23 protein-coding genes are annotated in these 25,034 nt (G+C 66.2%); 13 read left to right on the top strand and 10 right to left on the bottom strand.

Going from position 1 to position 25,034, the window contains the following annotated elements:
* Positions 1-22: 22 nt before the first annotated feature.
* The 4 genes from FHY04_RS22550 to FHY04_RS10525 all read left to right on the top strand — a co-directional run bounded on the left by FHY04_RS22550 (position 23) and on the right by FHY04_RS10525 (position 3,985).
* The gene (locus tag FHY04_RS22550) at positions 23-157 is read left to right on the top strand and encodes a hypothetical protein (RefSeq protein ID WP_260171443.1); all 135 of its coding nucleotides are present in this window, start codon (positions 23-25) and stop codon (positions 155-157) included.
* 265 nt (positions 158-422) lie between these two features.
* Complete coding sequence (locus tag FHY04_RS10535; RefSeq protein ID WP_260171442.1) at positions 423-2,039, top strand: hypothetical protein; 1,617 nt, start codon at positions 423-425, stop codon at positions 2,037-2,039.
* A gap of 13 nt (positions 2,040-2,052) precedes the next feature.
* A complete protein-coding gene (locus FHY04_RS10530; protein WP_183936362.1) occupies positions 2,053-3,006 on the top strand; it encodes a tyrosine-type recombinase/integrase in 954 nt (317 codons plus the stop codon).
* Between the two features lie 31 nt (positions 3,007-3,037).
* The gene (locus FHY04_RS10525) at positions 3,038-3,985 is read left to right on the top strand and encodes an acetyl-CoA carboxylase carboxyltransferase subunit alpha (RefSeq protein ID WP_183936361.1); all 948 of its coding nucleotides are present in this window, start codon (positions 3,038-3,040) and stop codon (positions 3,983-3,985) included.
* Between the two features lie 76 nt (positions 3,986-4,061).
* On the opposite strand, the gene FHY04_RS10520 is transcribed toward FHY04_RS10525, so the two are convergent.
* Positions 4,062-4,232 (bottom strand): Flp family type IVb pilin, encoded by a 171-nt coding sequence (locus tag FHY04_RS10520; RefSeq protein ID WP_183936360.1) that lies wholly within the window; start codon positions 4,230-4,232, stop codon positions 4,062-4,064.
* 120 nt (positions 4,233-4,352) lie between these two features.
* Positions 4,353-4,568, bottom strand: coding sequence for a Flp family type IVb pilin (locus tag FHY04_RS10515; protein ID WP_409349158.1), 216 nt, complete (start codon positions 4,566-4,568; stop codon positions 4,353-4,355).
* Positions 4,569-4,599: 31 nt separating this feature from the next.
* Between FHY04_RS10515 and FHY04_RS10510 the strand changes: the two genes are divergently transcribed.
* Positions 4,600-5,010: a (deoxy)nucleoside triphosphate pyrophosphohydrolase gene (locus FHY04_RS10510; RefSeq protein WP_037529009.1), complete on the top strand. Its 411-nt coding sequence runs from the start codon at positions 4,600-4,602 to the stop codon at positions 5,008-5,010.
* Between the two features lie 38 nt (positions 5,011-5,048).
* Here FHY04_RS10510 and FHY04_RS10505 read toward each other — a convergent pair whose 3' ends face one another.
* Together FHY04_RS10505 and gntA are read right to left on the bottom strand one after the other, a co-directional pair.
* Positions 5,049-5,630 carry a DUF1989 domain-containing protein gene (locus tag FHY04_RS10505; protein WP_183936359.1) on the bottom strand — a complete coding sequence of 194 codons (582 nt, stop codon included), beginning with the start codon at positions 5,628-5,630 and terminating at the stop codon, positions 5,049-5,051.
* Positions 5,623-6,321: a guanitoxin biosynthesis heme-dependent pre-guanitoxin N-hydroxylase GntA gene (gene gntA, locus FHY04_RS10500; RefSeq protein WP_183936358.1), complete on the bottom strand. Its 699-nt coding sequence runs from the start codon at positions 6,319-6,321 to the stop codon at positions 5,623-5,625. The genes FHY04_RS10505 and gntA overlap by 8 nt, the downstream gene beginning before the upstream one ends.
* Positions 6,322-6,389: 68 nt before the next feature.
* On the opposite strand from gntA, the gene FHY04_RS10495 reads away from it, so the two are divergent.
* The 4 genes from FHY04_RS10495 (at position 6,390) to FHY04_RS10480 (ending at position 10,947) form a co-directional block, all read left to right on the top strand.
* Positions 6,390-7,178: a Crp/Fnr family transcriptional regulator gene (locus FHY04_RS10495; RefSeq protein ID WP_311724454.1), complete on the top strand. Its 789-nt coding sequence runs from the start codon at positions 6,390-6,392 to the stop codon at positions 7,176-7,178.
* A complete protein-coding gene (locus FHY04_RS10490) occupies positions 7,175-7,393 on the top strand; it encodes a hypothetical protein (RefSeq protein ID WP_183936357.1) in 219 nt (72 codons plus the stop codon). The genes FHY04_RS10495 and FHY04_RS10490 overlap by 4 nt, the downstream gene beginning before the upstream one ends.
* A 177-nt stretch (positions 7,394-7,570) precedes the next feature.
* Positions 7,571-9,658, top strand: a complete 2,088-nt coding sequence (locus FHY04_RS10485) for a M3 family metallopeptidase (protein WP_183936356.1) — start codon at positions 7,571-7,573, stop codon at positions 9,656-9,658.
* Entirely contained in the window at positions 9,658-10,947 is a 1,290-nt protein-coding gene (locus FHY04_RS10480; protein WP_031395035.1) for an MFS transporter, read from the top strand. The genes FHY04_RS10485 and FHY04_RS10480 overlap by 1 nt, the downstream gene beginning before the upstream one ends.
* Positions 10,948-10,989: 42 nt before the next feature.
* On the opposite strand, the gene FHY04_RS10475 is transcribed toward FHY04_RS10480, so the two are convergent.
* From FHY04_RS10475 to FHY04_RS10455, 5 genes are all read right to left on the bottom strand, one after another.
* Positions 10,990-12,306 (bottom strand): HAMP domain-containing sensor histidine kinase, encoded by a 1,317-nt coding sequence (locus FHY04_RS10475; RefSeq protein WP_183936355.1) that lies wholly within the window; start codon positions 12,304-12,306, stop codon positions 10,990-10,992.
* Between the two features lie 52 nt (positions 12,307-12,358).
* Positions 12,359-13,078, bottom strand: a complete 720-nt coding sequence (locus FHY04_RS10470) for a response regulator (protein WP_031395033.1) — start codon at positions 13,076-13,078, stop codon at positions 12,359-12,361.
* An 84-nt stretch (positions 13,079-13,162) separates the two neighbouring features.
* Positions 13,163-13,813 carry a hypothetical protein gene (locus FHY04_RS10465; RefSeq protein WP_183936354.1) on the bottom strand — a complete coding sequence of 217 codons (651 nt, stop codon included), beginning with the start codon at positions 13,811-13,813 and terminating at the stop codon, positions 13,163-13,165.
* A 148-nt stretch (positions 13,814-13,961) separates the two neighbouring features.
* On the bottom strand, positions 13,962-14,738 hold the full coding sequence (locus tag FHY04_RS10460; RefSeq protein WP_183936353.1) for a thioesterase family protein: 777 nt from the start codon (positions 14,736-14,738) through the stop codon (positions 13,962-13,964).
* A complete protein-coding gene (locus FHY04_RS10455) occupies positions 14,735-16,303 on the bottom strand; it encodes a class I adenylate-forming enzyme family protein (protein ID WP_183936352.1) in 1,569 nt (522 codons plus the stop codon). Before FHY04_RS10455 ends, FHY04_RS10460 begins: the two co-directional genes overlap by 4 nt.
* A 77-nt stretch (positions 16,304-16,380) precedes the next feature.
* On the opposite strand from FHY04_RS10455, the gene FHY04_RS10450 reads away from it, so the two are divergent.
* From FHY04_RS10450 to FHY04_RS10440, 3 genes are all read left to right on the top strand, one after another.
* Entirely contained in the window at positions 16,381-16,995 is a 615-nt protein-coding gene (locus tag FHY04_RS10450; RefSeq protein WP_183936351.1) for a glutathione S-transferase family protein, read from the top strand.
* Between the two features lie 683 nt (positions 16,996-17,678).
* Positions 17,679-20,858, top strand: a complete 3,180-nt coding sequence (locus tag FHY04_RS10445) for a TonB-dependent receptor domain-containing protein (RefSeq protein WP_183936350.1) — start codon at positions 17,679-17,681, stop codon at positions 20,856-20,858.
* Between the two features lie 79 nt (positions 20,859-20,937).
* Positions 20,938-22,260: an MFS transporter gene (locus tag FHY04_RS10440; protein ID WP_260171440.1), complete on the top strand. Its 1,323-nt coding sequence runs from the start codon at positions 20,938-20,940 to the stop codon at positions 22,258-22,260.
* A 64-nt stretch (positions 22,261-22,324) separates the two neighbouring features.
* On the opposite strand, the gene FHY04_RS10435 is transcribed toward FHY04_RS10440, so the two are convergent.
* Positions 22,325-23,554: a TetR/AcrR family transcriptional regulator gene (locus tag FHY04_RS10435; protein WP_056406190.1), complete on the bottom strand. Its 1,230-nt coding sequence runs from the start codon at positions 23,552-23,554 to the stop codon at positions 22,325-22,327.
* Positions 23,555-23,710: 156 nt separating this feature from the next.
* Between FHY04_RS10435 and FHY04_RS10430 the strand changes: the two genes are divergently transcribed.
* Positions 23,711-24,994, top strand: coding sequence for an acyl-CoA dehydrogenase family protein (locus FHY04_RS10430; protein WP_183936349.1), 1,284 nt, complete (start codon positions 23,711-23,713; stop codon positions 24,992-24,994).
* Positions 24,995-25,034: the final 40 nt, after the last annotated feature.

The raw sequence follows: 25,034 nt of genomic DNA, 5'->3' as shown, positions 1-25,034 counted from the left end.
CAGTCATTACAAGGTTTTGCGTATGTCCCGCCTGATAGTCTCGGTCGTCGTTATCCTGGTCGTCGTCGTCGGTGGGTTGTTCCTGCTCGCCGGTCGCGCAACCGAGCGCCCGCAGACGCAAGTCGAGAAGGCCGTGACGCTTGCGAACCTGTCCTAAGGTCACGCTGGCGGCGCTCGCCGCCGCCTGCAGCTTGGCCGCGCTTGCGCCGGCAATCGGGCAGGACCGACCGGAATCACTCCTGCCGCCCGGTTTCGGTGACACGACGCCAACACCGGCGCCTGCACCGCGGCGGACTCCCCCGTCCGCCAACCCGACGCAGTCCCAGCCGCCCGGACAGGCACCAGCCCGGTCCGCACCGTCGACCCCGTCTTCGGGCCCGGCCGCGTCCCCCGGCGCTCCCGTTCCGGCGCCGCCGGCCGGGATGGCGACGATCCAGCCGCTGCCCGCACCCGATGGCAGCATTCCGCCACTAACGGCGACGCCTGCCGCTGACACGCCGCCACCGATCGATCCGGCGGTGCTCGCGCAATATGAAATGCCGGCCTCGGCCCGCCGTTCGCTCGACCGTGTCGGGCCGATCGGCCCCGGCGAGGGCGGTCTTGCGGCCGACGCGTTTGGCGATGCCGAGGGCCCGTATCTCGAGACGCTGATGCGGCGGTTGAGCGCGCCGCTCCCGTCACGTTGGATGTCGATCCTGTTGCGACGGGCGCTTGTGTCGCGGGTCGAGACCCCGGTCGGCGTCAACGGCGCGGATTTCGCCGCCGAGCGCGCCTGGCTGTTGCTGCGCATGGGCGAGTCCGTCGCCGCGCGTGCGGTGGTGCAGGGCGTCGATACCGGCAATTATACGCCCAAACTCTATCAGGTGGCGATGAATGCCGCTCTCGCCGCGGGCGATCCAGGCGCGTTGTGCCCGCTCGTCGAGGGCGCGATGCAACGCGCACCGGCGCGTGGCTGGACGATGGCGCAGGCGATGTGCGCGGGGCTGTCGGGATCGCCGACCCAGGCCAGCACGCTGATCACCGCGGCACGGCGCCGCAACGTCGCGTCGGGCGTCGACATGCTGCTCGCGCAGAAGGTCGTCGGCGCAGGGGGGCAGGGGCGTCAGGCGGTCACGATCGAATGGGATTCGGTCGACCAGCTGACCTCGTGGCGGTTCGGCCTGGCGATGGCGACCGGCGTCGCCGTTCCCGATGCGCTGTACCGGACCGTCGGCGTGCAGGCGACCTATTGGCGGGCGCTGTCGCCTGCGATGACGATCGCCGACCGCCTGCCCGCCGCGGACGCCGCCGCGGCGCAAGGCGTGCTGTCGAGCGCAGCGCTGGTCGATCTCTATGCGGCGGCGGAGGCGGACGACAGCGTGCAGAGCGCGGTGGCCGCGACCGTGCAGGACCTGCGTACCGCCTATGCCGACCGCAATGCCGAAGGCCGGATGACCGCGCTGCGATCGATCTGGGGCAAGGCGGAAGATGCTTGGCCGTCCTATGCCCGGATGGTGCTGACCGCGCGGGCGGCGGCACGGATCCCGCCCGCAAATGGCGAACGCGATGCGGACCGGATGGTCGCCGCGATGCTGTCCGCGGGGCTCGACCGGACGGCGGCGCGCTGGCGTGGCACGGTCGCCAAGGGGGGCGATGGCTGGGCGATGATCGCGCTGGCGGATCCCGATGCGACCGGTCGCCTGAGCTATGGCGATCTTGCGGCCTATAGCGGTGGCCGCGGCGATTCGGCCCTGAAGCAGCGTCTGCTGTTCGCCGGACTGGCCGGTCTCGGCCGTCTGAGCGCGGGCGATATCGAACGCGCCGCGCAGGCGCTGGCGGTTCCGATCGGCACCGAGAATGGCTGGACGCGTGCGCTCGACAAGGCAGCGCGAGCGGGCCAGCCGGGGACGGTCGCGCTGCTCGCGGCGACGGGCATGCAGACCGCCAGCTGGCACGGCATGCCGCCCGAGGCCTTGTACCGGATCGTCGCCGCGTTGCGCGCCGTGGGTCTCGAGGGCGAAGCGCGGATGATCGCGGCCGAGGCGATCGCGCGCGCGTGACGCGGTCGCGATCATGACCGATGTGGTCGCCGGGGCGGATGCGGTCGAGCGCGCCCCGCCGCCGGCGGCGAGCGACCGGGCGCTGATCGAGCGGTTCCTTGAGATGATGGCGGCGGAATCGGGCGCTGCGCCGAACACGATTGCGGCGTATCGCAGCGATCTCATGCTCGCATCACGCGTTGCGGAGGGCGGGCTGGCCCGCGCGGATGGCGATGCGCTGGGGCGGCTGGCGGACAGCTGGAGCAGCCTGTCGCGCGCGACGGTCGGCCGCAAGTCCGCGGCCTTGCGCCGGTTCTTCGGATTTCTCGCCGACGAAGGGCATCGCAGTGACGATCCGGGCAAGGCACTGCCGCGGCCGGGCACGGCACGCCCCTTGCCGAAGATCCTCAGCCACGCCGATGTCGACCGGTTGTTCGCCGCGATCGTCGAGCGCGTCGCGCGCGATCCGATGGATCCGCTCGACCTGCGGCTCTCCGCGCTGATCGAGCTTCTTTACGGATCGGGGCTGCGTGCGACCGAGCTCGTCAGCCTGCCACGCGCCGCGGTGCATCCCGATCGGCCGTTCCTGATCCTGCGCGGCAAGGGCGGACGCGAGCGGCTCGTGCCGATTTCCGACCGGGCGCGTGCCGCCGTCGCGCTGTGGCGCACGCATGTCGCGGCGGATCAGCCCTGGCTGTTCCCCTCCGGCAAGGGGCATTTGTCACGGATTCGCCTGTACCAGATCGTCAAGGCGCTGGCCGCAGAGGCGGGGGTGCCCCCCGACCGCGTCAGCCCGCATGTCCTGCGCCACGCCTTCGCGACGCATCTGCTCGCGGGGGGCGCCGATCTGAGGGCGTTGCAGGCGATGCTCGGGCATGCCGATATCGCGACGACGGAGATCTATACGCATGTCGAGGCGAGCAAACTGATCGAGCTTGTCAACACCCGCCACCCCCTGACCGATCCGGAGCACGCGACCTCACGTTGACGTTCCGGCGCGCGCCCCGTAACCGACGCGGATGCCAAGCTTCCTCGACTTTGAGAAACCCATCGCCGAACTGCAGGGGCGGATCGACGAACTTCGTGAGACCGCCAGCGATGGCAATCTCGATCTGTCCGCCGATATCATGCGGTTGCAGGCGAAATCCGACAAGCTGCTGAAGGACACCTTCGCCCGGTTGACGCCGTGGCAGAAGACGCAGGTCGCGCGCCATCCCGAGCGGCCGCACTTCAAGGATTATGCCGCCGCACTGTTCGAGGAATTCATGCCGCTCGCCGGTGACCGGGCGTTCGGCGACGACCAGGCGATCCTGGGGGGCTTCGCAACATTCCGCGGCCGCAAGATCATGGTGCTCGGCCATGAGAAGGGCGACGATACCGCAAGCCGGCTGCGCCACAATTTCGGCATGGGCAAGCCCGAGGGCTATCGCAAGGCGATCCGCCTCGTCGAACTCGCGGACCGCTTCGGTCTGCCGATCGTGACGCTGGTCGACACATCGGGGGCGTTTCCCGGCATCCAGGCGGAAGAGCGCGGACAGGCGGAGGCGATCGCCCGGTCGACCGAAGCCTGCCTGAACGCAGGCGTGCCAATCGTCTCGGCGATCGTCGGCGAGGGCGGATCAGGTGGCGCGGTCGCGCTGGCGGCGGGCAATCGCGTGCTCATGTTCGAACATGCCATCTATTCGGTGATCAGCCCCGAAGGCTGCGCGTCGATCCTGTGGCGTACCGCGGACAAGGCGGCCGAGGCGGCGGAGGCGATGCGCATCACCGCGCAGGATCTGAAGGCGTTCGGCGTGATCGACACGATCGTCCCCGAACCGCTGGGTGGCGCGCACCGTGACCGCGCGGTGGCGATCGACGCGCTGGGCGGCGCGCTGAAGGATGCACTCGACTCGCTCGTTCCGCTGTCGCCGGTCGAGCTGCGCAAGGAACGCCAGGCCAAGTTCCTCAAGATGGGTCGTCTCTGACCCCCATAGCAAAAGGGCGGCGAACCCGGAGGTTCGCCGCCCTGTGCCGACCGTTTCGATCCGAAGATTGTCGAGATTAGCTCGAAGCGTTCAGCTTGGTCGAGACGTTGTTGAACGTCTTGTTCAGGCTGCCACCCAGGCCCTGCATTGCGGCGATGGCTGCGACGGCGATCAGCGCGGCGATCAGGCCGTACTCGATTGCGGTTGCGCCCTTGGTGTTCTTGAAAATTTTCCGAAGCGTCTGCATTCCGGTCTCCATCGTTAAAAGCATCAGTCACCCGGCCGCCCGGGGCTACACAGGATCAGCAATTTCGTGACTAGACGTGACCCATTGAGAAAAGCTTAAACGGGCGGATTTTTGCTATGGTTAGCGCGCGTTAGCCACTCGGTTGTGCAGCATACCCCAGAGCGCCGTGGTGCCATCAGCAAGATAGACGAGTCCGGCAATCATGCCGAGAACGACCAGCGCAAGAATAAGGCCGTATTCGACTGCGGTAGCGCCGCGCCGATCGGTGATGAGCGCGGCCGCAGCGGCGCGGATCTTGCGACGCATGGTCTTTACGACGATCAGCTTCGGCTTCATGGCGTGCCCTATACAGCGCGGAGATTAACGAATGACCAAAGTCGCTTACTTGTTGCCGGTCGTCGCCGCCGCGCTGGTCGATGCGGACGGCCGCGTCCTGCTGCAGCAGCGCCCCGAGGGCCGCTCGCTTGCAGGTCTGTGGGAGTTTCCGGGCGGCAAGGTTGAGCCGGGCGAAACGCCCGAAGCCGCCCTTATCCGCGAGCTTGAAGAGGAACTGGCGATCACCGTGCCGCAGGCCTGCCTTGCCCCCGCCGCCTTCGCCAGTGCGCCGCTCGACGACCGGCATCTGCTCCTGCTGCTGTATATCACGCGCAAATGGACCGGCGTGCCGCGCGCACTGGAGGCATCCGCGTTGCGCTGGGTCCGCCCGGCGGACATGCACGATCTGCCGATGCCGCCTGCCGACCGGCCGTTGATCGGACTGCTCGACGCCTTGTTGTAAGCGACCCTCGGCGTTTCCGCGCCAAAGGGCAGACGGCGTCAGTCGATCCGGTACTGGATCGGTTTGAACGCGCCGCCATTGGACTGGAGTGCGGAACAGGCGGTCAAGCCGATGATCAGGTCCATCTCCGCGCGGAATGTGACGGTGTCGCCGGCGCGGCTGAGTGGTGGTTCGACCGTGAACGCCCCTGTCGTGCCATCGATTGGCACGTTCATGAAGCAGTTGAACGCGACCGGGATCGCATCCGGCTCGATACCATAAGGCGCGAGCGCCGCCGCGAGATTGCCGAAGCATCCCCGGTGCGGATCGGTGTCGCCGTAGATGATCGCGAAGGTTTCCTTCGAACACGGCGTCAGCAGAAAATCATGCCGGCCGACATCATCGGCGATGATGTCGAGCATCACGCTGCTGCGGTTCGAATAGAGCCGGTCGCCGGTGGTGAGATACAGCCGGCTGGCATAGTCCAGCGTTCGCCCGGACGAAATCACCTCGCGCGTGTCGGCGCGGCTATAGGCGAGGAGATCGGCGACCTGCCGGCCCTCGGGATCGATTACGGTCAGCGTCTGGCCACGATCGAGCGTGAAGGCGGTCCCGGACCGGGGACTGATCGTCTCAACCATGTGCACTGCTCCGCTTGAACGGACATTTCCAGGAATCGTCGACGACCCGCCCGCTATACTGGCGTGCCTCGCTCGATTCGCCGTGGCGCGCAAGCATCGGGTTCATCGACCCCGCCAGCTCGAGATCGCGTGCCAAGATCGATGTGCGCAACTTGTCATAACGCTGTTGCGTCCGCAGCACCTCGAACTGGTCGTGGAGGTTGAACACCATCGCTGGTGCCTCGAAACGCCGCGCGGGACGGCTAGCCTGCGGGTGCAGGCCGACGACGAAAAACGCCTCGCCAGAAAAGCTCAGCGAAAAATGCGGATCGTCGGGATCGGCGCTGACCGAGGGATCGGGACGATGGCCAAGCCACGCGTCCTTGTCGCTCAGCGACTGGGCCCGGGCCCAGAGGTGCGCTTCGAATTCCTCTTCGCTCAGGTGCGTGGCACTGTCGGCCGGGCCTTCGAACAAAACCACGAGCGTACGGAAGATTGCGCGATCCTGGTGATATTTGCGGACCGTGTCGCCCAACATGGGCAGGATGCGCAGGTCGTCCCATGCCGATCGAAGGTCGCGCGCGACGATGATGTCCATCTGCCCCTTCGCCAGCGCCGACTTGGCACCGACACAGGGGAAGGCAGTGTCCTTGATCGTCGCGATGAACGCGCGTGCGAGCGGATGGTCGTTTTGAGATTGCGGCTGATACATGGTCGACGAGGAACAGATGGACGGCGGCTTTGTTTCGCCTTCGATGCGATTGACTCATCTCGATCAATATGAATCCGCTGATGAGCGCGTCATGCGCGCGGTATTGCGGTGGGGAAACAGGCATGCTGACGGAAAAATTCTTGCTGGGCCGAGGCCGCGAGGACCTGAGCGCACAGGAAAAGCAGATCCTGGAGGACAGCGTCGCCGAGGTAAGGTCGCTGCCGCCGCGCCATCGCCTCGTGCGTGCCGGCCAGCCCGTCCAGACGAGCACGCTGCTGCTCGAAGGGTTCATCTGCCGTTACATGGATGATCGCGATGGTCTGCGGCAGCTCGTCGCCGTCCATATCCCGGGGGATTTTGTCGATCTTCACGCCTTCCCGATGAAGCGGCTGGATCATGACGTCGCGACTTTGGGGCCAGTAAAGGTCGCGACGTTCGACCATGCGACGCTGAAGACGATTACGGAACGGCATCCGCATCTGACGCAGCGGCTCTGGTTCAGCACTTTGCTCGATGCGGCGATGCACCGCGAATGGATTTTCCGGATGGGGCGGCTCGGCGCCGAGGGCCGCGTGGCGCATCTGTTCTGCGAGATTTACGCACGACTGGCGATGGTCGGCTTGGCGAAGGACGGCCGCTACGCGCTGCCGATGACCCAGCCCGATCTGGCGGAGGCCTGCGGCATCACCGGCGTCCACGTCAATCGCGTGCTGCGCCTGCTGCGAGAGCGCAAGCTGGTGACATTCCGGGCAAATACCGTCGAGATCATGGATCCAGCCGGGCTGGCGAGTGTTGGGGAATTTCAGCCCGACTATCTTTACGGGACGAGCGCCACCCCCGCCGGAGCCTTTGCATGAACGACAGGTTGAAGCCGGAGGACGAGCCGGGCGTAGCGGCGGCCGAGCAGGGGCAGGTGACGCTTGATGGACCCAATGGTTTGGCAATCGCGATGACGCCCGCGGCGGCGGCCGAAACGGGCCGCCGGCTGATCGAGGCGGCACGTCTGGCTGAACAGCAGTCCCCGCCTTCAAGCGCTATGGATGGGCATTCAGAGGCGTCCGACGACGTCTAGTCCCGGGCAGCCTGAGCGGTCCTTTGGCGCCCTGGACGCGGCCTGCCAGCGCGGGCCGGGGGGTGCCGCCGCGGCACGCGGGGTTCCGCATCTGCACATTGTTTCTATGATGGCGTCAACATCGTCCGGGAGAACCATGTGCATTTTCTACCCCTCGCAATCAGTGCAGCCGCATTGATGGCGTCAGCATCTACCATGGCGCAGACCGCGGTCGCGCCCTCCGCCAATCCGCTGCTTGCCGACTGGACCGGCCCCGCCGGCGGGGTACCGCCCTGGAACAAGGTCCGCCCCGAACTGTTCCCGCAGGCGTTCGAGACGACGCTGGCGGAGCGCACCGCGGAATATCGCAAGATCGCCGACAACCCGGCCAAGCCGACCTTCGCGAACACGATCGTGCCGATGCAGCTTGCAGGCAAGCGCTACGGGCAGGTGATGACGCTGTTCGGCGTGATGACGGGCAACATGAACACGCCCGCCTATCAGAAGCTCGACCGCGAATGGTCGCCCAAATTCTCCGCCGCGTCGGATGCCATCACGTTCGACAAGCCGCTGTTTGCGCGGATCCAGGCGATCTACGACGCGCGCAACTCGAGTGGGCTGGACGCGCAGCAGATCCGGCTCGTGACGCGGATCTATGACAGCTATGTGCGCCAGGGCGCGAAACTGAACGATGCGCAGAAGGCGCAGCTGTCTCAGTATAACCAGCAGCTCGCAACGCAGTTCTCGACCTTTGGCGAGAAGCTGCTCGCCGACGAGAGCAAGGCGATCTTGGTCACCGACGAGGCGCAGTTGGCCGGGCTTCCCGACAGCGTGAAGGCGGTCGCCAGGGCCGCGGCGGCCGAGCGCAAGCTGCCGGGTTTCGCGATCGTCAACACGCGCTCGGCGGTCGATCCGGTGCTGACTTACGCGACCGACCGCGCCCTGCGCGAGAAGGTGTGGCGCGCGTTCGTCAATCGCGGCGATAACGGCGATGCCAACGACACGAACGCGACGATCGCGCAGATCGTCAAGCTGCGTGCCGACCGCGCGCATCTGCTCGGGTTCAAGACGCATGCCGACTGGCGGATGCAGGACACGATGGCCAAGACGCCCGCCGCGGCGATGGACCTGATGATGCGTGTCTGGCCCGCCGCCAAGGGGCGCGTCGCCGAGGAAGTCGCCGACATGCAGAAGATCGCCGGCGCGTCGCTGACGATCGAGCCCTGGGATTACCGCTTCTATCAGGAGAAGGTCCGCAAGAGCCGCTACGATCTCGACCAGGCGCAGCTCAAGCCGTATTTCGAGCTCGGCAACATCATCCAGGGATCGCTCTACGCCGCCAACCGGCTGTACGGGCTGAACTTCAAGGAGATCACCGGTACCGTTCCGGTGTTCGAGCCGAACATGCGCGTGTGGAGCGTGACGGACAAGGCCGGCAAGGATGTCGGGCTGTTCTACCGCGACGATTTCGCCCGGACGGGCAAGCGGTCGGGCGCCTGGGCGAACACCTATCGCGGGCAGCGCGGGCTTGCCCCGGCGCAGCTGGTGCTGTCGTCGAACAACAACAATTTCGCCAAGGGCGCACCCGGCGAGCCGATCCTGATCAGCCTCGACGATGCGCAGACGCTGTTCCACGAATTCGGCCATGCGATCCACGCGATGCTGCAGAACGTCCAGTATCCGGGCCTTGCAGGGACGCCGCGCGACTTCGTCGAATATCCGAGTCAGGTGAACGAGCATTGGCTGCTGACCCGTGACGTGCTCGACAAATATGCGCGGCATTACCAGACCAAGGCGGCGATGCCGCAGGACCTGCTCGACAAGATCGAGAAGTCACGGACGTTCGCCCAGGGCTTTGCCACCGCGGAATATCTGTCGTCGGCGATCGTCGACATGAAGATCCACACCGTGGCCAATGGCGTGATCGACCCGGACAAGTTCGAGGCGGCGACACTCGCCGAAATCGGCATGCCCAAGCAGCTGGTGATGCGGCACCGCGTGCCGCAGTTCCAGCATCTGTTCTCGTCCGACAGCTATTCGGCGGGCTATTACAGCTATCTCTGGTCCGAGACGATGGACGCGGACACGTTCGCTGCGTTCGAGGAGGCGGGCAGCCCCTGGGACAAGCCGACGGCAGACAAGTTCGCAAGGCTCCTGCTGTCGACGGGTAACGAGACCGATCGTGCCGAGGCGTACCGCGCCTTTCGCGGTCGCGACCCGGATGTGAACGCGTTGCTCAAGAAGCGCGGATTTGCCCCAACTCAAGCCGCACAGGACGCGAAATAATGGCCCCCGATCAGAAAACGCGCCTGAAGGCGATCATCGGCGGATCGACCGGCAATCTCGTCGAGTGGTTCGACTGGTACGTCTATTCCGCCTTCACGCTCTACTTCGCACCGCATTTCTTCCCGTCAACGGATCGCACCGCGCAGCTGCTGAGCGCGGCGGCGATTTTCGCCGTCGGCTTCCTGATGCGGCCGATCGGCGCGTGGATCATGGGAGTCTATTCGGATCGCCACGGCCGCAAGGCGGGGCTGACGGTCGCGGTCACGCTGATGTGCGCAGGCTCGCTGATCATCGCATGCACGCCGGGATACGAGACGATCGGCGTGTTCGCGCCGATCATGCTGGTGATCGCGCGCCTCATGCAGGGGCTGTCGGTCGGCGGTGAATATGGCGCGTCGGCGACGTATCTGACCGAGATGGCAGGCAAGGATCGCCGCGGGTTCTTCTCGTCGTTCCAGTATGTCACGCTGATCTCGGGCCAGCTGCTCGCGATCTGCGTCCTGCTGGTGCTCCAGTCGACGATGAGCGAGGCGGCACTCGATTCCTGGGGCTGGCGCATTCCGTTCGCGATCGGTGCGGTCCTGGCCGTGGTCGTGTTCTACATCCGTCGCGGGCTGGCCGAAACGCAGAGCTTCGAGAATGCCAAGTCCGAGGCGGGCGACGGCAAGCCCAAGTCGGGCTTCCTCCAGCTGATCACCAAGCATCCGCGCGAGACGATGACGGTGATGCTTCTGACCGCAGGCGGTACGCTCGCCTTCTATGCCTACTCGATCTACATGCAGAAGTTCCTGGTGAACACGAGCGGTTTCAGCCGCGAAGTGGCGAGCCAGATCAATGCCGCGACGCTGTTCGTGTTCATGCTGCTCCAGCCGATCGCGGGCGGGTTGTCGGATCGGGTCGGCCGCAAGCCGCTGATGATCGCGTTCGGCATTGCAGGCGTGCTGTTCACCTATCCGATCTTCACCGCGCTCGAGACGGCGACCAACCCGGTCTATGCCGGGTTGCTCGTGATGGCGGCGCTGCTGATCGTGACGGGCTACACCTCGATCAACGCAGTCGTGAAGGCTGAGTTATTCCCTGCGCATATCCGTGCGCTGGGTGTGGCCTTGCCCTATGCGCTCGCCAACACGCTGTTCGGCGGGACCGCCGAATATGTCGCGCTCAAGTTCAAGGATTCCGGGTTCGAGCGCGGCTTCTACTGGTATGTGACCGGCATGATCGCGGTGTCGCTGATCGTGTATCTGCGGATGAAGGATACGCGGACGAACAGCCAGATCGTCGAGGACTAGGCGAGCAATGTCCCCCTCTCCGGCGGGGAGGGGGAAGACCGGTCAGCGCGGGAGTTCGATGATCGCGTCCAGGCCGCCGCCCGTGCGGTTGACGAGGCGGATCTCGCCGCCGGCCTCGCGGATGATGGCGCGGGCGAGCGCAAGGCCCAGCCCGATGCCACCGGTTTCGCGATTGCGCGACGTTTCCAGCCGTGTGAACGCGTCGAACACGTCGCCCATGCGATCCTCGGGGATCCCGGGCCCCTGATCGGCGACGATGATCGCGACGCGGCGCGCGTCCGCCTCGACGCGGACCTCTGCCGAAACACCATATTTGACCGCATTCTCGATCAGGTTGCGAACCGCACGCCGGATCAGCGAGGGCCGCAGGTGCATCCGGAGCCGCCCCGCCTCGACGAACGTCACATTGTCACCGATATCGCGGAAATCCTCGACCACCGCGTCGACCAGCGCCGCCAGATCGACATCGGTCGGTGGCTCGCTGGGGCGGCCGAGCCGGGCGAGCGAAAGGATGTCGTCGAGCGTGCGGTTCATCTCGGCGATCGTGTCCGCCATCCGCGCGCGATCGGTGTCGTCCTCGACCGATTCGATACGAACACGCAGTGCTGCCAGCGGCGTGCGCAGGTCATGGCCGATCGCACCGAGCATCCGATCCTTCTCGTCGAGCATCGCGGTGACGCGCAGCCGCAGCGCGTTGAATGCGCCGACCAGCGCGGCGACGTCGTCGGGGCCGCGAACCGACAGCGCGATACCCGGCTCGCCCGGCCGGAACGACTCCGCCGCAGCGCGCAGATCGCGCAACGGGCGCGACATCCGCCGGACGATCCACAGCACCGGCAACAGCACGATGACGTACAGGATCGCGGTCTGGCTCAACAGTGCGAACAGCAGCCGCCAGCCCGGCTGCGGCCACGGCGCGGTGATCGCCAGCCACCCGCGGCCCGGCTGTTCGACCGCGATCACCAGCGTGGGGCCCTGCAGGTCGCCCCGCCGGTCGGCGTTGCGACGACCCTCCCGCCGCCGGGACCCGGCATCGTCGTCGGAAACCGGGCGCAGACCGGTATCGATCCTGCCCACCGTCAGCCCTTGGTCGGCAAGCTGGCGACGGAGTTCCGCGGCGACCTCCGGATGCCGCTGATAGGCGAAGGGGGCGAGCGGATTGGCGGTGAGGCGACGGACCCGGCCGCGGTCGGCGGTCAGCGGCCGCCCGGCATGCGCTTCGCGTTCGAGCGCATCGGCAATCCGTGTCGCCACCGGTCGCGTCGCCTGGGCGAGACGAAATTCGGTCCGGTCGCGAAGGATGAGCCCGAAATTTATCGCCTGCGCGACAAACAGGGCGAGCGCAATCAGCAGCGCCATCTGCCCTGCCAGACTGCGCGGCCAGGGCCGGGACGCCGTCACGGGTGCGCGATCACAGGCGGATGACCTCTGCCGCCAGCGTATAGCCGCCGCCCCAGACCGTCTTGATCAGTTCGGGCGTCTTGGCATCCGCCTCGATCTTGCGGCGCAGCCGGCTGACCTGATTGTCGATCGCGCGATCGAACGCAGCGGCCTCGCGCCCCTGGGTGAGATCGAGCAACTGGTCGCGGGTCAGGACCTGCCGCGGTCGCGTGACGAGCGCGAGCAGCAGGTTGTACTCGCCGGTCGACAACGGCACCGACACGCCTTCGCGGTCGACCAGCGCGCGTTCGCCCGATTTGAGCACCCAGCCGGCGAAGGCGTACGAATTGGCCTCGGGCGCATGCTGTCGTGCGCCGCCAGCGGTGGCGCGGCGCAGGACGACCTTCACCCGCGTCGCGAGTTCGCGCGGCGAGAAAGGCTTCACGACATAATCGTCGGCGCCCATTTCCAGCCCGACGATCCGGTCGGTTTCCTCGGCGCGCGCGGTCAGCAGGATGACCGGCACGTCGCTGGTCGCGGCGATGTGGCGGCACAGGCTCAGCCCGTCCTCGCCCGGCATCATGATGTCGAGAATGACGAGGTCGATCGCATATGCGGTCAGCCGCGTCCGCGCGGCCTCCGCGTCGCCCGCCTGCGTGACGCGAAATCCCTGCTTGGTCAGATAGGCGGCCAATGGCTCGCGGATCGAACGCTCGTCATCGACGAGCAACAGATGCGGCATGTCTCCCATGGGGGCGACGTCTAGCATGGTGCGTGTCCAAAGGAAGCGCCGGACGATCGTAGACCGTCCGGCGCGCAGGGGCAGGGGGGCGAATTACTGATCGGTATCGCCGCCCGGCCGGTCCATCCGATGCCCGCGACCATGGCGCATCGCACGGCGATCCGGCCGCTCGCCCGCGTCGAGCCGTCCGTCATGATTGGCGTCCATCCGGTCGAAACGCTGCCCGGCACGGTCGATGAATTCGGCCCGCGTGAGCACGCCGTCACCGCCGCCGCGCCTGCCGCGCATCATCTGGTCCTTCCTGCCGTCCGCCATGCCTGCGCGCTCGGGCGGAAGCGTCTTGCCGCGTGCCGCCATCCGGGCCTCGCGACGGTCGCGCATCGCTTCGCGTGTCGCCTGGCGTTCGGCCGCTGTCACGATGCCATCGCCGTCGGCGTCTAATCGGGCGAACTGGGCCTCTGCCTGCGCGAGGACTTCGGTGCGGGTGAGGACGCCGTCGCGATCGGTATCTGCCTGCATCATCGGCCCGCCGCGCATCCGGCCTGCGTGCCGCGGGCCGGGACCGCGGGGGGCAGCTTCGGGCGCCGCCTGCGCCTGGCCGGCGATGGTCGTCTGCAGCGCGGCGCGGTTGGCGGCGCTGGTGGCGGCGGCGTCGGCGCGGTCGGCGGGGGCGGACTGTGCGCCGCATGCCGTGGCGGCAAAGCTGCTGGCGGTCAGCGCCAGCGTGAGCAGGGTCTTGCGCATCGCGTATCTCCGGTGGGACAGGGCTGATCCCCATCGAATGTCCCGGTTATGATGGTCTGCTGTCGCGACGCTTTGTCAGGTGACGGATAAACTGTCGCAATCTGTATCGTGCACGTCACATTCGCGCGCGGCCGACCTGACGTGGCCGTCAGGCGAAGATCGCGACGCTCTGCATCTGTTCGGCGATCGGCAGGCCTTGCGCGTTCCAGATTGCCATCGACTGGCTCGAACTGCCGTCGCGGACATAGTCGGTCGTCGCGCGCAGCAGCCACCAGCCATCGTGCGTCACCGGTTGCGGGCCGAGAATGTTGAGCAGCCAGGTCATCGAACTGAGCGGCGCAGGCCCGCCGAGCAGCTTGAGCGCGGAGGGTGGCAGGCAGTCGGCGACCGCGATCAGCTCGACCATCGGATCCAGCCCGTCGCGATCCGCCAGCCGGACCCAGCGCAGCCATTCGGCGGGGCCGACGCTGTCGTCGCGGCGGTCGAGCAGATCGAAATTACGTGAGAAGGCGACCGCGCTGTGTCCGCGATAGGTCGCGGTGTCGGCGTCGGGTACCGCGAAGGCGGGCGCGGTGCCGGTGTGGTGGTCGACGCGAGAAGCGATCGGCCCCATGAAGACGAAGGTCGCGCGCAGCCCGAGCCCCGCCGCGCTTTCGACGTCCGCCTGGACGAACGCGGCATTGCGGCCGCGCCTCAGCCGCGTCGCGCGGATCGTTATGTCGCCCGAGAGCGGGCCAATGAACGCGACCTGCGCCGAGCGGAGCGGTGGGAGGTCGGTGTCCGACATTTGCGCCGCATGTAGTGCAAGCGCGGCCGAGAACCCGCCATAGGCGGTGCGGCCCTGCAGCCAATTGTCCGGCACGGTCCCGCGCCAGCCGCCCTCGATCGGCTGCAGCGCCTCGATCGCCTGTCGCAGACTGGTCATGCCGCCGTCCCCGTCAGGGAATCGCGCAGCTCGCGTTTGAGCACCTTGCCGATCGCGCTGCGGGGGAGTTCGCTGGTCGGATGGATGTCCGACAGGCGCTGGGTCTTGCCGAGCTGCGCGTTGGTCCATGTCAGGATTTCAGCCGGGTTCGCCGCGGGCGAGCGCGGGACGATGATCGCAACCGGCGTCTCGCCCCAGCTCTCCGACGGCATGCCGATGACCGCGCAATCGGCGACGTCGGGATGCTGCCCAAGCACCGCCTCGAGGTCGGAGGGGTAGATGTTGAACCCGCCCGAGATGATCAGGTCCTTCTTGCGATCCATCAGGATCAGGAAGCCGTCCTCGTCGAACCGACCGACATCGCCGTGGCGGATATAGCGGTTGCCCTCGGCATCATGCCATTCGGCGTCGCGCGTCGCAGCGCTGCGGCCGTGATAGCCGTTCATCATTGCGGGCGAGCGGCCGACAACCTCGCCCATTTCGCCCGGCGGCACCTCGACGCCGTCGTCGTCGATCAGGCGGATCTCGTGCCCCGGCATCGGCTGACCCACGCTATGCAGCTTGGTCGGATGCGCGGTCGCGTTGAGCGCGCAGCTCGCTCCGCCTTCGGTCATGCCGTAGAACTCGACGAGCAGCCCCGGCCAGCGCGCGACCACGTCGGCCTTCAGCGCGGCGGAGAAGGGCGCGCTGGTACTCGTCTTGAAACGGAAGGCCGACAGGTCGAACGCGTCGAAATCGGGGAGCGCCATGATCCGCTGATACTGGACGGGGACGAGCATCGTGTGCGTCGCGCGGTAGCGCTCGGCGAGCGTCAGATAGCCGCGCGCGTCGAACTTGCCCATCAGCACGACGCTGCCCCCCCAGCCGAGCGTCGGCAGGACGCTGACGAGCGTGGTGTTCGAATAGAGCGGCGTCGCGATCATCGTGACTGCGGTGTCGAACCCCGCGGCGCTGTTGCGCGCGATATGCGCCCAGCGCATCGCATGGCTCTGGACGATCCCCTTGGGCGTGCCGGTCGTGCCCGAGGAATAGATGATGTTGAACGCATCGCCAGGCGCGATCGCCACGGGCGTGGGGCGTGCGCCATCGGGCGCGAGCCAGCGCTCCAACAGCTCGGCGTCGCCGGACGGCCCCTCAGGCGGCAGGTTGGCATCCGACATGAGCAGAATGCGCGCGGTGATGCGTTCGTCCGCCAGAGCCTGCGCCATGGCCTCGTCGAGAACGACGATCGGCGCGCCGCTGTCCGCGATCATCGCCGCGATCGCCGAGGGGGTTGCCGACGGCGCAATCGGGGTCGCGACACAGCCGGCCCGTACCGCGCCAAGGAAAACAGAAAGATAGCTGGTCGACGGCGCGGCGACGATCGCGATCGCCTGTCCCGCGGCGATGCCGTCGCGTTGCAGCGCGGCCGCGACGCGGTCCATCGTCCGGTCGAGCGTCGCATAGTCGATACTGCCCTGCGAATCTGCGATGGCGGTCGATGATCCGCGTTCTTGGGCATGGGCGCGGATGAGATCCGGCAGAGGCGCGAAGCCGGTAGCGAGCAAATCGGAGGCGATCGTCATATCCGCGTGGCTAGGCGAAGTGTGCGGCGAATGCCATACGCGATATTCGAAAAGACGACTCGCGAAAGGATCAGCCGATGTTGTTCTACGACAGTGCCTCGCCGGCGCCCAACCCGCGTCGCGTCCGGATCTTCCTCGCCGAAAAGCAGGTGCGCATCCCGATGGTGCAGGTGTCGATACCCAAGGCGGAGCACAAGGCGGCGCAGTTCCTCGCGGTGAACCCCTATGGCCAGACGCCTGCGCTGGCGTTCGACGATGGTCGCGTGCTGACCGAGAGCGTCGCGATCTGTCGATATTTCGAGGCGCTGCATCCGGACCCGCCGCTGTTCGGGCACGGCGCGCACAATGTCGCGGAGGTGGACATGTGGACGCGACGGGTCGAGCTGCGGCTGATGACGCCGCTGTCGTTGGTGTGGCAGCATACGCATCCCTGGACGGCGCGGATCGTGAAGCCGCAATATACCGAATTCGGCGAAACCCAGCGGCCGCGTGTCCGGTCGGCCATGGCCGAGTTCGACGCTGCGCTGGCGGGCGTCGAATGGCTCGACGGAGTGCGCTATACCATTGCCGACATCGTCCTGCTGACGACGATCGATTTCGCCGCGTTCGTCGGCATTCCCATCCCGGACGAGCTGGAGCATCTCAGGGCCTGGCACGACCGCGCGTCGGCCCGTCCGAGCGCACAGGCCTAGCGCCGCTGGCGTCCCGGGTCCTGGCCCCGGCCTCGTGCTCCGGACCGGCCGGACGTGGTCGGAGGGCTCTTAGGCCGGCATCCCCGACTTTAGTCCGGCATCCGCGACGGCGCTCGAACTTCCCTTTGCATCCCCCGGCGAATCATGCCAATAGCTGCCCATACCTGATGTTCAGTTTCGGAAAGAGACGGACTTAGGGTGGTTGAGCCTTGAAGCACTTTCGCAGTGCTCGGTATCGACAGGCAGGCAGTCCAACAGTTCGCCGCCTTGACGAGTTTGGAGAGGGGATAAGGCGGAAGGACGGCAAGGCCGTACCTTCCGCCGTCCTTCCTGAAACCCCAGCATCAGCGAGCATCGTGCGACCTGGCCTGACGCCGCGTGCGCTGCCCCGTTCTGCGGAATCATCCGGCGTGACCTGACTGTGGCGCTTGAAGGCCGGCGGCGGCTGGTTTCCTTAAGGTCGGACCGCTGCGGCAAAGCCCCTCTCCCCGGGACTACATTATCGCAAGATCGAAAAATGGTTCTGGCCGATCCGGAACTGGCGAAAGCCGTCTACATGACAGTATTGGCAGGGATTAGTAGCAATATGCTACGATTTTCCCGCTTGACGCGTAAGGCGTAGAAGAATCTATTCGATGATGCGGTACGGGCCAAAGTGCTTCGGCCGAACAGGGGAGAGTGATGTGGCCAAGCAGCGCTATTTCGTCGCGTCCGCGTTTTTCGTACTTGCATGGGCCCTTGCCGTTCCGGCGGCAGCACAGATCGGGGGAGATCCACAACCATTGGGAACGACGGGAGCGGGGCAGGTCACAGCGAACCCCGCGCAGGCCGCCGCCGCCCAGTCAGAGAATGCCGACATCATCGTCACCGGCTCGCTGATACGGGGGTCGTCCGAGGATGCCGCCGCACCCGTCGACGTGATTTCGGGCGATGAACTCGCGAAGCAGGGCGCGCCGACCGCGGTCGAACTGCTCAAGAACCTGCCGACTTCGAACGGCGTGACCGGCGACGCGAACCAGTTCGACAGCCGCAGTCAGGGCAATGAGGGCGTCGCGTCGGTCAATCTGCGCGGACTGGGGCCGCAACGTACGCTGGTGCTGCTCAACGGCAAGCGGCTGGTGCCGGTCGGCGGCGGTATTCCGATCGTCGACATCAATTTGATCCCCTCGGCCGCGATCGGCCGTGTCGAAGTGCTCAAGGACGGCGCCGCCGCCACCTATGGCTCGGACGCGATCGCGGGCGTGGTCAATTTCATCACACGGACCGACCAGCAGGGTTTCCTGGTGTCGGGCGACTACCGCTATATCGACGGGTCGAAGGGCGATTACGGCACGGCCATGAGCTATGGCCATAGCGGCAACGGCGTGCGGATGCTGGCGTCGTTCGGCTATCAGCATCGGTCCGAGCTCCGTACGACCGATCGAGACTTCACCATTCAGCCCTATGCCAACAATCCCCAGGGCGGCTGGACCGGCGGCGGCAACCCCGGCAACCTCGATTTCAACGCGACCGTCCCGTTTCTCGACCCGGTCAGCGGGCGTCTGTTCACCGGCTATGGCGCGAACGGCGCGTCGAACGGGGTGAATTTCGTTCGCGATCTGGGGTGTGAATCGCTCGGCGGATTCCGCAGCGTCGCGGGCTCGACGACACCGACGCCGACCGCAGTCGGGACGATCGCCGTGCCGACCGATCGATGCTTCAACAATTACGGCCAGTTCGGCAATCTGGTCGAGCCGGAGGACCGGTATCAGGCCTATGCCGAGGTCGCGATCGACCTCACCAGTTCGCTGCAGTTCACCGCGACCGCGCTCTATGGAGCGACCTCGACGCGGATCACGACGTCGCCGACCTATCTGCCGACGCTGCCGCCATCGGCGAATGCGGCGGGCGGCGGTGCGGGCTTCTTCCAGGTGCCGACCTATGCACCGGCACTACGCGACTATTGCCAGGTCTATGGTGCGGCGGCGGGCTGCCTGACCGCGAACGGCACGCCGCTCGCACCCGCGCTCGCCTTCCCCTCGCTGTTCCGTCCGGCGCTGCTCGGTGGCAATCCGGTCATGCGGGGCGGGGACAATGACCGCGGATCGGCATTCTCCAAGCGCCAGTCCGAGGAAATGCGCTTTACCGCGGACCTGTCATGGGAGGTCACCGATCGGATCAACCTGACCGCGAGCGGGACCTATTCGCAATATGTCCGCGAAAATGAGGGGACCGACACGTTCGGTGACCTGCTGCAGAACGCGATCGCGGGCTTTGGTGGTCCCAATTGCGCCTATGCGACCACCGCGTCGCGCGCCGGGCTGACCGCTGCGCAGATCGCTTCGCTTGCCGGAACGAATGGCTGCACCTTCTTCAACCCGTTCTCGACCGCGGTGGCGGCCAACCCGGTCACGGGCCAGGTGAACCCCAATTATGCCGGGTCGCGCGGCACCAACGGGCTCAGCACCGCGCCCGGTGCGGGGCTGGTCAACGACATTGCGACGGTCGACAATTTCTTCCGCACGACGCGCACCGTCTACAACACGCAATTGTTCGTCGGCGACCTCGTGCTCGGCGGGCGGACCGGGCTGCGACTGCCCGGCGGCGATGTCGGCTTTGCGATCGGCGGCCAGTATCGGCGCAATTATTATGCCGTGAATTATAATGCCGACAGCAATCTTGCGGTGAATCCCTGCCCGGGGACCCCGCTCAATCCGCGTGCGACCTGTACGCCGCAGACGGGTGCGCTGGGCTTCCTCGGCACCAACCGGAACGCGTCCTCGGTGGGCGACGTGAAGGCGCTGTTCGCCGAGCTGCAGCTGCCTATCCTCGAGGCGATCAACGCCCAGCTGTCCGCGCGGTATGAGGATTATGGCGGCAATGTCGGGTCGACCTTCAATCCGCAGGGGCGGTTGCGCATCCAGGTGGCGCCGTGGCTTGCGTTGCGCGGCGGGGCCGGGACGACGTTCCGCGGACCGCCCGCGCAGCAGCTCGAAGGCAATCTGACCGCGCTGCAGATCATCGGCACCTCGTTCCGCGCGGTCGACATCAACGGCAATCCGGACCTCGAGCCTGAAAAGGCGACGACCTATAGCGGCGGCGTGATCCTCGACGCGGGCGGGTTCAATGCGAGCGTCGATTATTTCCGGTACGACCTGAAGGGGCCGATCGAGCAGGAGCCGACACAGGGCATCGTCAACGCATTGTTCGGTGCGAGCGGCGCGGCGAATTGCGGCAATGCCGCCTTTGCCGCTCTCCAGCAGCGCTTCACCTTCACCGGTGCGGGCTGCGGTGTCGGCAATGTCCAGCGGTTGCGCACCGTCTATGTCAACAGCGCCAATGTCACGACCTCGGGTCTCGACGTCCAGGCGAGCTTCCGCGGCGAGCTAGGGCTGGCGACCGTCACGGTGGGCGCGACCGGCACCTATGTCATCGACTACAAGACCAAGGACGTGACGGTGGAGGGGATCGTCGTGCAGCCCGCATTCGACGGTGTCGGCCTGCTCAACTACCAGACGACGGCCTATCCGGTACCCGAAATCAAGGGTAACTGGTATGTGCAGGGTGATTACGATGTCGCCAGCCTGCGGGTGCAGTTCAACTATATCGATGGCTATACCGATCAGCGCGGCGCCGCGATCTTCGGGCCGAACTTCGGTGCGCTGGCGGGTGGATCGGTGACGGGTGGCAAGGAGATCGGCGCGTTCAAGACGATGGATGCCACGCTGAGGATCGCGCTGCCGACCGGATCGACGGTGTCGCTGTCCGCGCTCAACATCTTCGATCGCGCGCCGCCCTTCGCGCGGCTGGACCAGAATTACGATCCGTTCACCGCCTCGCCGCTCGGGTTCACCGCAAAACTCGGTTTGTCGCAAAAATTCTGATTGCTCTCGGCGCTGGCCTTGCTTTCCATGATTGGGTACGGTCCCAACAGGGTCGCAAGGCCAGCAACGATACGAGAGGATGACCATGGCGACAGCGTTGAAGACGCATTCCGACATCGCCGATTCCCTGGCCATGAAGCGCCGCGGCCTGACGCTCAGCCTGCTCACGCTCACCTATTTCTTCAGCTATATGGATCGGCAGATCCTCGCGATCCTGCTCGAACGCATCAAGGCGGACCTCGTGCTGACCGACACGCAGCTTGGGCTGCTTTCGGGACTGGTGTTCGCGATCTTCTACGCGACGCTCGGCATTCCGGTCGCGCGACTGGCGGACCGGACGAGCCGCCGCAACATCATCGCGGTGAGCCTGACGATCTGGAGCGCGATGACCGCGATGTGCGGTCTGGCGCAAAACTTCACGCAACTCATGCTGTTCCGCATCGGCGTCGGGATCGGCGAGGCCGGATCCAGCCCGCCGAGCCATTCGATCATCGCCGATCTCTATCCCCCCGAAAAGCGTGCGGGCGCGATGGCGGTCTATTCGCTCGGCGTGGTGCTGGGGGCGGGGTTCGGGACGCTGATCGGTGGCGTCGTCGCGCACAGCTATGGCTGGCGGGTGGCGATGATGACCGTCGGACTGCCCGGTATCGCGCTGGCGGTGCTCGTCCGGCTGTTCATGGTCGAGCCCCGTCGCGGCCTGTCCGACGCCGGCCCGGTCGCCGCGCCGGCGCCGATGCCGAGCGTCGCACAGGGCTTTGCCTCGATGTGGGCGAGCGCGCCCGCGCGGCATCTCGTCGTCGGCGTGACCCTGACCTCGATGATCGGGTACGCGCTGACGGGGTGGGGGCCGAGCTTTATGCAGCGATCGCTGGGCATCTCGATGCTCGACGTGTCGCGCTACATCGCGCTGCCGGGGGCGCTGTTCGGGGCAATCTCGGCGCTCGCCGGCGGTAAGATCGCCGATGTGCTCGCCAAGCGCCACGGCCTTCACGTGCAGAGCTGGGTCGTGCTCGTCATGAAGGGGCTGTCGCTGCCCTTCGCGCTGGCCTTCTACCTGATCGACGTGCCGGCAATCGCGATCGGCAGCTATTTCGTCTACCTGATCTTCGCCAATTCGTACCTGGGGCCGAGTTTCGCACTGATCCAGCATCTCGCGCCGCTGAAGACGCGTGCGATGTGGGCGGCGATCACGTTGCTGGTCATCAACCTGATCGGCCTCGGCCTCGGCCCGACGATGGTCGGCTGGCTGAGCGACCTGTTGAAGCCGACCTTTGGCGAGGAATCACTACGCTATGCGTTGGTGATCATCGTGATGATGACGCCCTGGGCGCTCTATCACTATTGGCGTGCGGGCGTGCTGCTCAAGCGTGCCGAAGATCAGGCCGCGCTCGCGACCGCCTGAGACGCCGGGGGCGGGGACCGGCGCGGCAGTCAGCCTGTGCCGGTCCCCGCCGCCCCTCTGCCGATCAATCGTCGAACAAGCCGTACATCAGTGTCGAGGCGTACATCGCCACAGCCCGCTCGCGCGGCATGGTCGACGCCCATTTGCGCATGTCGAAGGCGGCATTCTGGACCGCCATCAGCGCCTGTGCGGCGATCAGCGCATCGACCGCGCGGATCGAGCCCTCGCCGATCCCGTCCATCATCATCCCCGCATAGCGCCGCGCGATCCCGTTCGAGCGCTCGACCATCGCGTCGCGAACGCTCGGCGGCAGGCCGCTGAGCGCCGTCGTGCGGAGCAGCGGACCGCGCTCGGCGAACTGGACGTCGAGCAAAGTCGCGACGGTGCTCGACAGCTTGTGCCAATAGCTGCCGCCCTCGGCCTCACCGCGGCCCTGCGCATCGGCGATCGTGTCGAAGCTGCGGCGATAGCAGGCGATGACCAGATCGTCCTTCGCATCGAGATGGTGATAGAAGCTGCCCTTGGTGACGTTCAGTTCGGACGCGATCTTCTGCACCGATGCGCCGCGATAGCCGAGTTCGTTGATCAGCCGCGTCGCAGCCAGCAGGAAAGCCTCGCGCCCCGGCTCGGCATCGTCATGGCTGAGGTCGAGCAGCGTCGGTGCCCAGCGCGCACCGGGTCCTGCGATGCCGTGCGCGAACACATCCATCAACCGCGCCTCGACACGGGCATATTGGTCGGGCTCGTAGCGCGTCAGCCAGATCGGCAACCAGAAGGTATTTTCGAGCAGGACGTGGGCGCGCGCGCTCTGAATGTCGGTCTGTGCGCGGCCGGTCGACGGGCCCCAGAGAAGGCGGGTGCGGCGGAAAACCTCGCGCCAGCCGTTCATCAGCCGGCTGCGGATCGGATCCTCAGTGGCGCGCAGATCGGACAGGACCGCGAACGCCTTCTCCTCGCCGCGCTGGATCCGGCCAAGCCGCGCCATGTTGAGCGCGAGATAACGGGCGACGCGCGCCTGCGGGGTCGGTTCGACCATCGCCTCGTCGAGCATCCGTAGCAGATAATCGAGCGTGTTCTCGAACGCGGCAGCAGCAAGGTCTTCCTTGCGCTTGAAGTAATAGGTAACGCTCGTCGTGTTGAGCCCGACGCGCCGCGCGACGTCCGCGAAGGTCATGCCCTTGGCGCTTTGTTCGTTGATCGCCTCTGCGGCTGCGGCGAGGATGGCGTCACGCTTGGCACGGAAGCGCTTCGTTCCCTGTTCGCCGTCTTCGATCGCCTCTGCCGGAACCTTCATCAAAATACCCTAACAGCTTCGATTTGAAGTTACAGTGCTTTTTAGGCGCTTTCGTGGCCGAGTGGAAAACCGGCTTTCGGCAGGCTCCGGGATGCTTTACCGAATACGCGGTATGGTCTAATCGACCGCCAGACCGTGGACCGATGGAGAGCCCGCATGGATTTCAGCTTCAGCGACCGACAGACCTATTTCCGAGATCGCGTGCGCGACTTCATCGACCAGAATATCCGCCCGCGTCAGGCCGATTACGACGCGCAGGCCCACCATGGCGAGCGCTGGAAGGTGATTCCGGTGATTGAGGAGATGAAGGAAAAGGCCAAGGCCGCTGGGCTGTGGAATTTCTTCATGCCCCCCCATTCCGGGCAGACTCACGTCGATGACAGCTTCGTGTTCGAGGGGACGCAGCTGACCAATCTTGAATATGCGTTATGCGCCGAGGAGATGGGCAAGGTCAGCTGGGCGAGCGAATGTTTCAACTGCTCGGCGCCCGATACAGGCAATATGGAGGTATTCCACCGCTATGGCACGCGCGAGCAGAAGGAAACGTGGCTCGGTCCACTGATGCGCGGTGAGGTCCGGTCCGCCTTTTTGATGACCGAGCCTGCGGTGGCGTCGTCGGATGCGACCAATATCGAGACGTCGATGGTCCGCGACGGCGATCATTATGTGATCAACGGGACGAAATGGTGGTCGTCGGGGGTCGGCGATCCGCGCTGCAAGATCGCGATCGTCATGGGCAAGACGAGCTTCGAGGGATCGCGGCATCAGCAGCAGAGCCAGATCCTGGTGCCGATGGACACGCCCGGCGTGACGATCAAGCGGATGCTGTCCGTCTATGGCTATGACCACGCGCCGCACGGGCATGGCGAGGTCGTGCTCGAGAATGTCCGCGTGCCGGTCGAGAACGTGCTGCTGGGCGAAGGGCGCGGGTTCGAGATCGCGCAGGGGCGGCTCGGGCCGGGCCGCATCCACCATTGCATGCGGACGATCGGCGTCGCGGAGACCGCGATCGAGGCGATGGCGAAGCGGCTGCTGAGCCGTGTCGCGTTCGGCAAGCGGATCGCCGACTTCTCGGTCTGGGAGGAGCGGATCGCGACCGCGCGGATCGATATCGAGATGACGCGGCTGCTGTGCCTGAAGGCCGCGGACATGATGGACAAGGCCGGCAACAAATCCGCGCAGATCGAGATCTCGATGATCAAGGTCGCCGCGCCGAACATGGCGCTGAGGATCCTCGACGATGCGATCCAGGCGCATGGCGGCGGCGGCGTGTCGGACGATTTCCGGCTCGCGCACGACTGGGCGGCAATGCGGACGCTGCGCTTCGCCGATGGTCCCGACGAGGTCCACAACCGGTCGATCGCGCGCAACGAGTTCGGCAAATACGGGGACTTTCGCAAAGGCGGCGTGTCGAGCGGGGATGTCGGGGTGAGCCGCTGACCCTGTCCCGTTCGTCCTGAGCGCAGTCGAAGGACATGCC

The organism is Sphingomonas sp. BK481 (assembly GCF_014194875.1).
Taxonomy (GTDB): Bacteria; Pseudomonadota; Alphaproteobacteria; order Sphingomonadales; family Sphingomonadaceae; genus Sphingomonas; species Sphingomonas aerolata.
The sequence above is the reverse complement of the archived record's forward strand: the minus strand, read 5'-3'. Positions and strand labels throughout refer to the sequence as shown.

Excerpts from the sequence above, each read along its gene's own strand:
- FHY04_RS22550 (WP_260171443.1), top strand. The coding sequence starts at position 23 with ATGTCCCGCCTGATAGTCTCGGTCGTCGTTATCCTGGTCGTCGTCGTC.
- FHY04_RS10535 (WP_260171442.1), top strand. The coding sequence starts at position 423 with ATGGCGACGATCCAGCCGCTGCCCGCACCCGATGGCAGCATTCCGCCA.
- FHY04_RS10530 (WP_183936362.1), top strand. The coding sequence starts at position 2,053 with ATGACCGATGTGGTCGCCGGGGCGGATGCGGTCGAGCGCGCCCCGCCG.
- FHY04_RS10525 (WP_183936361.1), top strand. The coding sequence starts at position 3,038 with ATGCCAAGCTTCCTCGACTTTGAGAAACCCATCGCCGAACTGCAGGGG.
- FHY04_RS10520 (WP_183936360.1), bottom strand. The coding sequence starts at position 4,232 with ATGCAGACGCTTCGGAAAATTTTCAAGAACACCAAGGGCGCAACCGCA.
- FHY04_RS10515 (WP_409349158.1), bottom strand. The coding sequence starts at position 4,568 with ATGAAGCCGAAGCTGATCGTCGTAAAGACCATGCGTCGCAAGATCCGC.
- FHY04_RS10510 (WP_037529009.1), top strand. The coding sequence starts at position 4,600 with ATGACCAAAGTCGCTTACTTGTTGCCGGTCGTCGCCGCCGCGCTGGTC.
- FHY04_RS10505 (WP_183936359.1), bottom strand. The coding sequence starts at position 5,630 with ATGGTTGAGACGATCAGTCCCCGGTCCGGGACCGCCTTCACGCTCGAT.
- gntA (WP_183936358.1), bottom strand. The coding sequence starts at position 6,321 with ATGTATCAGCCGCAATCTCAAAACGACCATCCGCTCGCACGCGCGTTC.
- FHY04_RS10495 (WP_311724454.1), top strand. The coding sequence starts at position 6,390 with ATGAATCCGCTGATGAGCGCGTCATGCGCGCGGTATTGCGGTGGGGAA.
- FHY04_RS10490 (WP_183936357.1), top strand. The coding sequence starts at position 7,175 with ATGAACGACAGGTTGAAGCCGGAGGACGAGCCGGGCGTAGCGGCGGCC.
- FHY04_RS10485 (WP_183936356.1), top strand. The coding sequence starts at position 7,571 with ATGGCGTCAGCATCTACCATGGCGCAGACCGCGGTCGCGCCCTCCGCC.
- FHY04_RS10480 (WP_031395035.1), top strand. The coding sequence starts at position 9,658 with ATGGCCCCCGATCAGAAAACGCGCCTGAAGGCGATCATCGGCGGATCG.
- FHY04_RS10475 (WP_183936355.1), bottom strand. The coding sequence starts at position 12,306 with ATGGCGCTGCTGATTGCGCTCGCCCTGTTTGTCGCGCAGGCGATAAAT.
- FHY04_RS10470 (WP_031395033.1), bottom strand. The coding sequence starts at position 13,078 with ATGGGAGACATGCCGCATCTGTTGCTCGTCGATGACGAGCGTTCGATC.
- FHY04_RS10465 (WP_183936354.1), bottom strand. The coding sequence starts at position 13,813 with ATGCGCAAGACCCTGCTCACGCTGGCGCTGACCGCCAGCAGCTTTGCC.
- FHY04_RS10460 (WP_183936353.1), bottom strand. The coding sequence starts at position 14,738 with ATGACCAGTCTGCGACAGGCGATCGAGGCGCTGCAGCCGATCGAGGGC.
- FHY04_RS10455 (WP_183936352.1), bottom strand. The coding sequence starts at position 16,303 with ATGACGATCGCCTCCGATTTGCTCGCTACCGGCTTCGCGCCTCTGCCG.
- FHY04_RS10450 (WP_183936351.1), top strand. The coding sequence starts at position 16,381 with ATGTTGTTCTACGACAGTGCCTCGCCGGCGCCCAACCCGCGTCGCGTC.
- FHY04_RS10440 (WP_260171440.1), top strand. The coding sequence starts at position 20,938 with ATGACCATGGCGACAGCGTTGAAGACGCATTCCGACATCGCCGATTCC.
- FHY04_RS10435 (WP_056406190.1), bottom strand. The coding sequence starts at position 23,554 with ATGAAGGTTCCGGCAGAGGCGATCGAAGACGGCGAACAGGGAACGAAG.
- FHY04_RS10430 (WP_183936349.1), top strand. The coding sequence starts at position 23,711 with ATGGATTTCAGCTTCAGCGACCGACAGACCTATTTCCGAGATCGCGTG.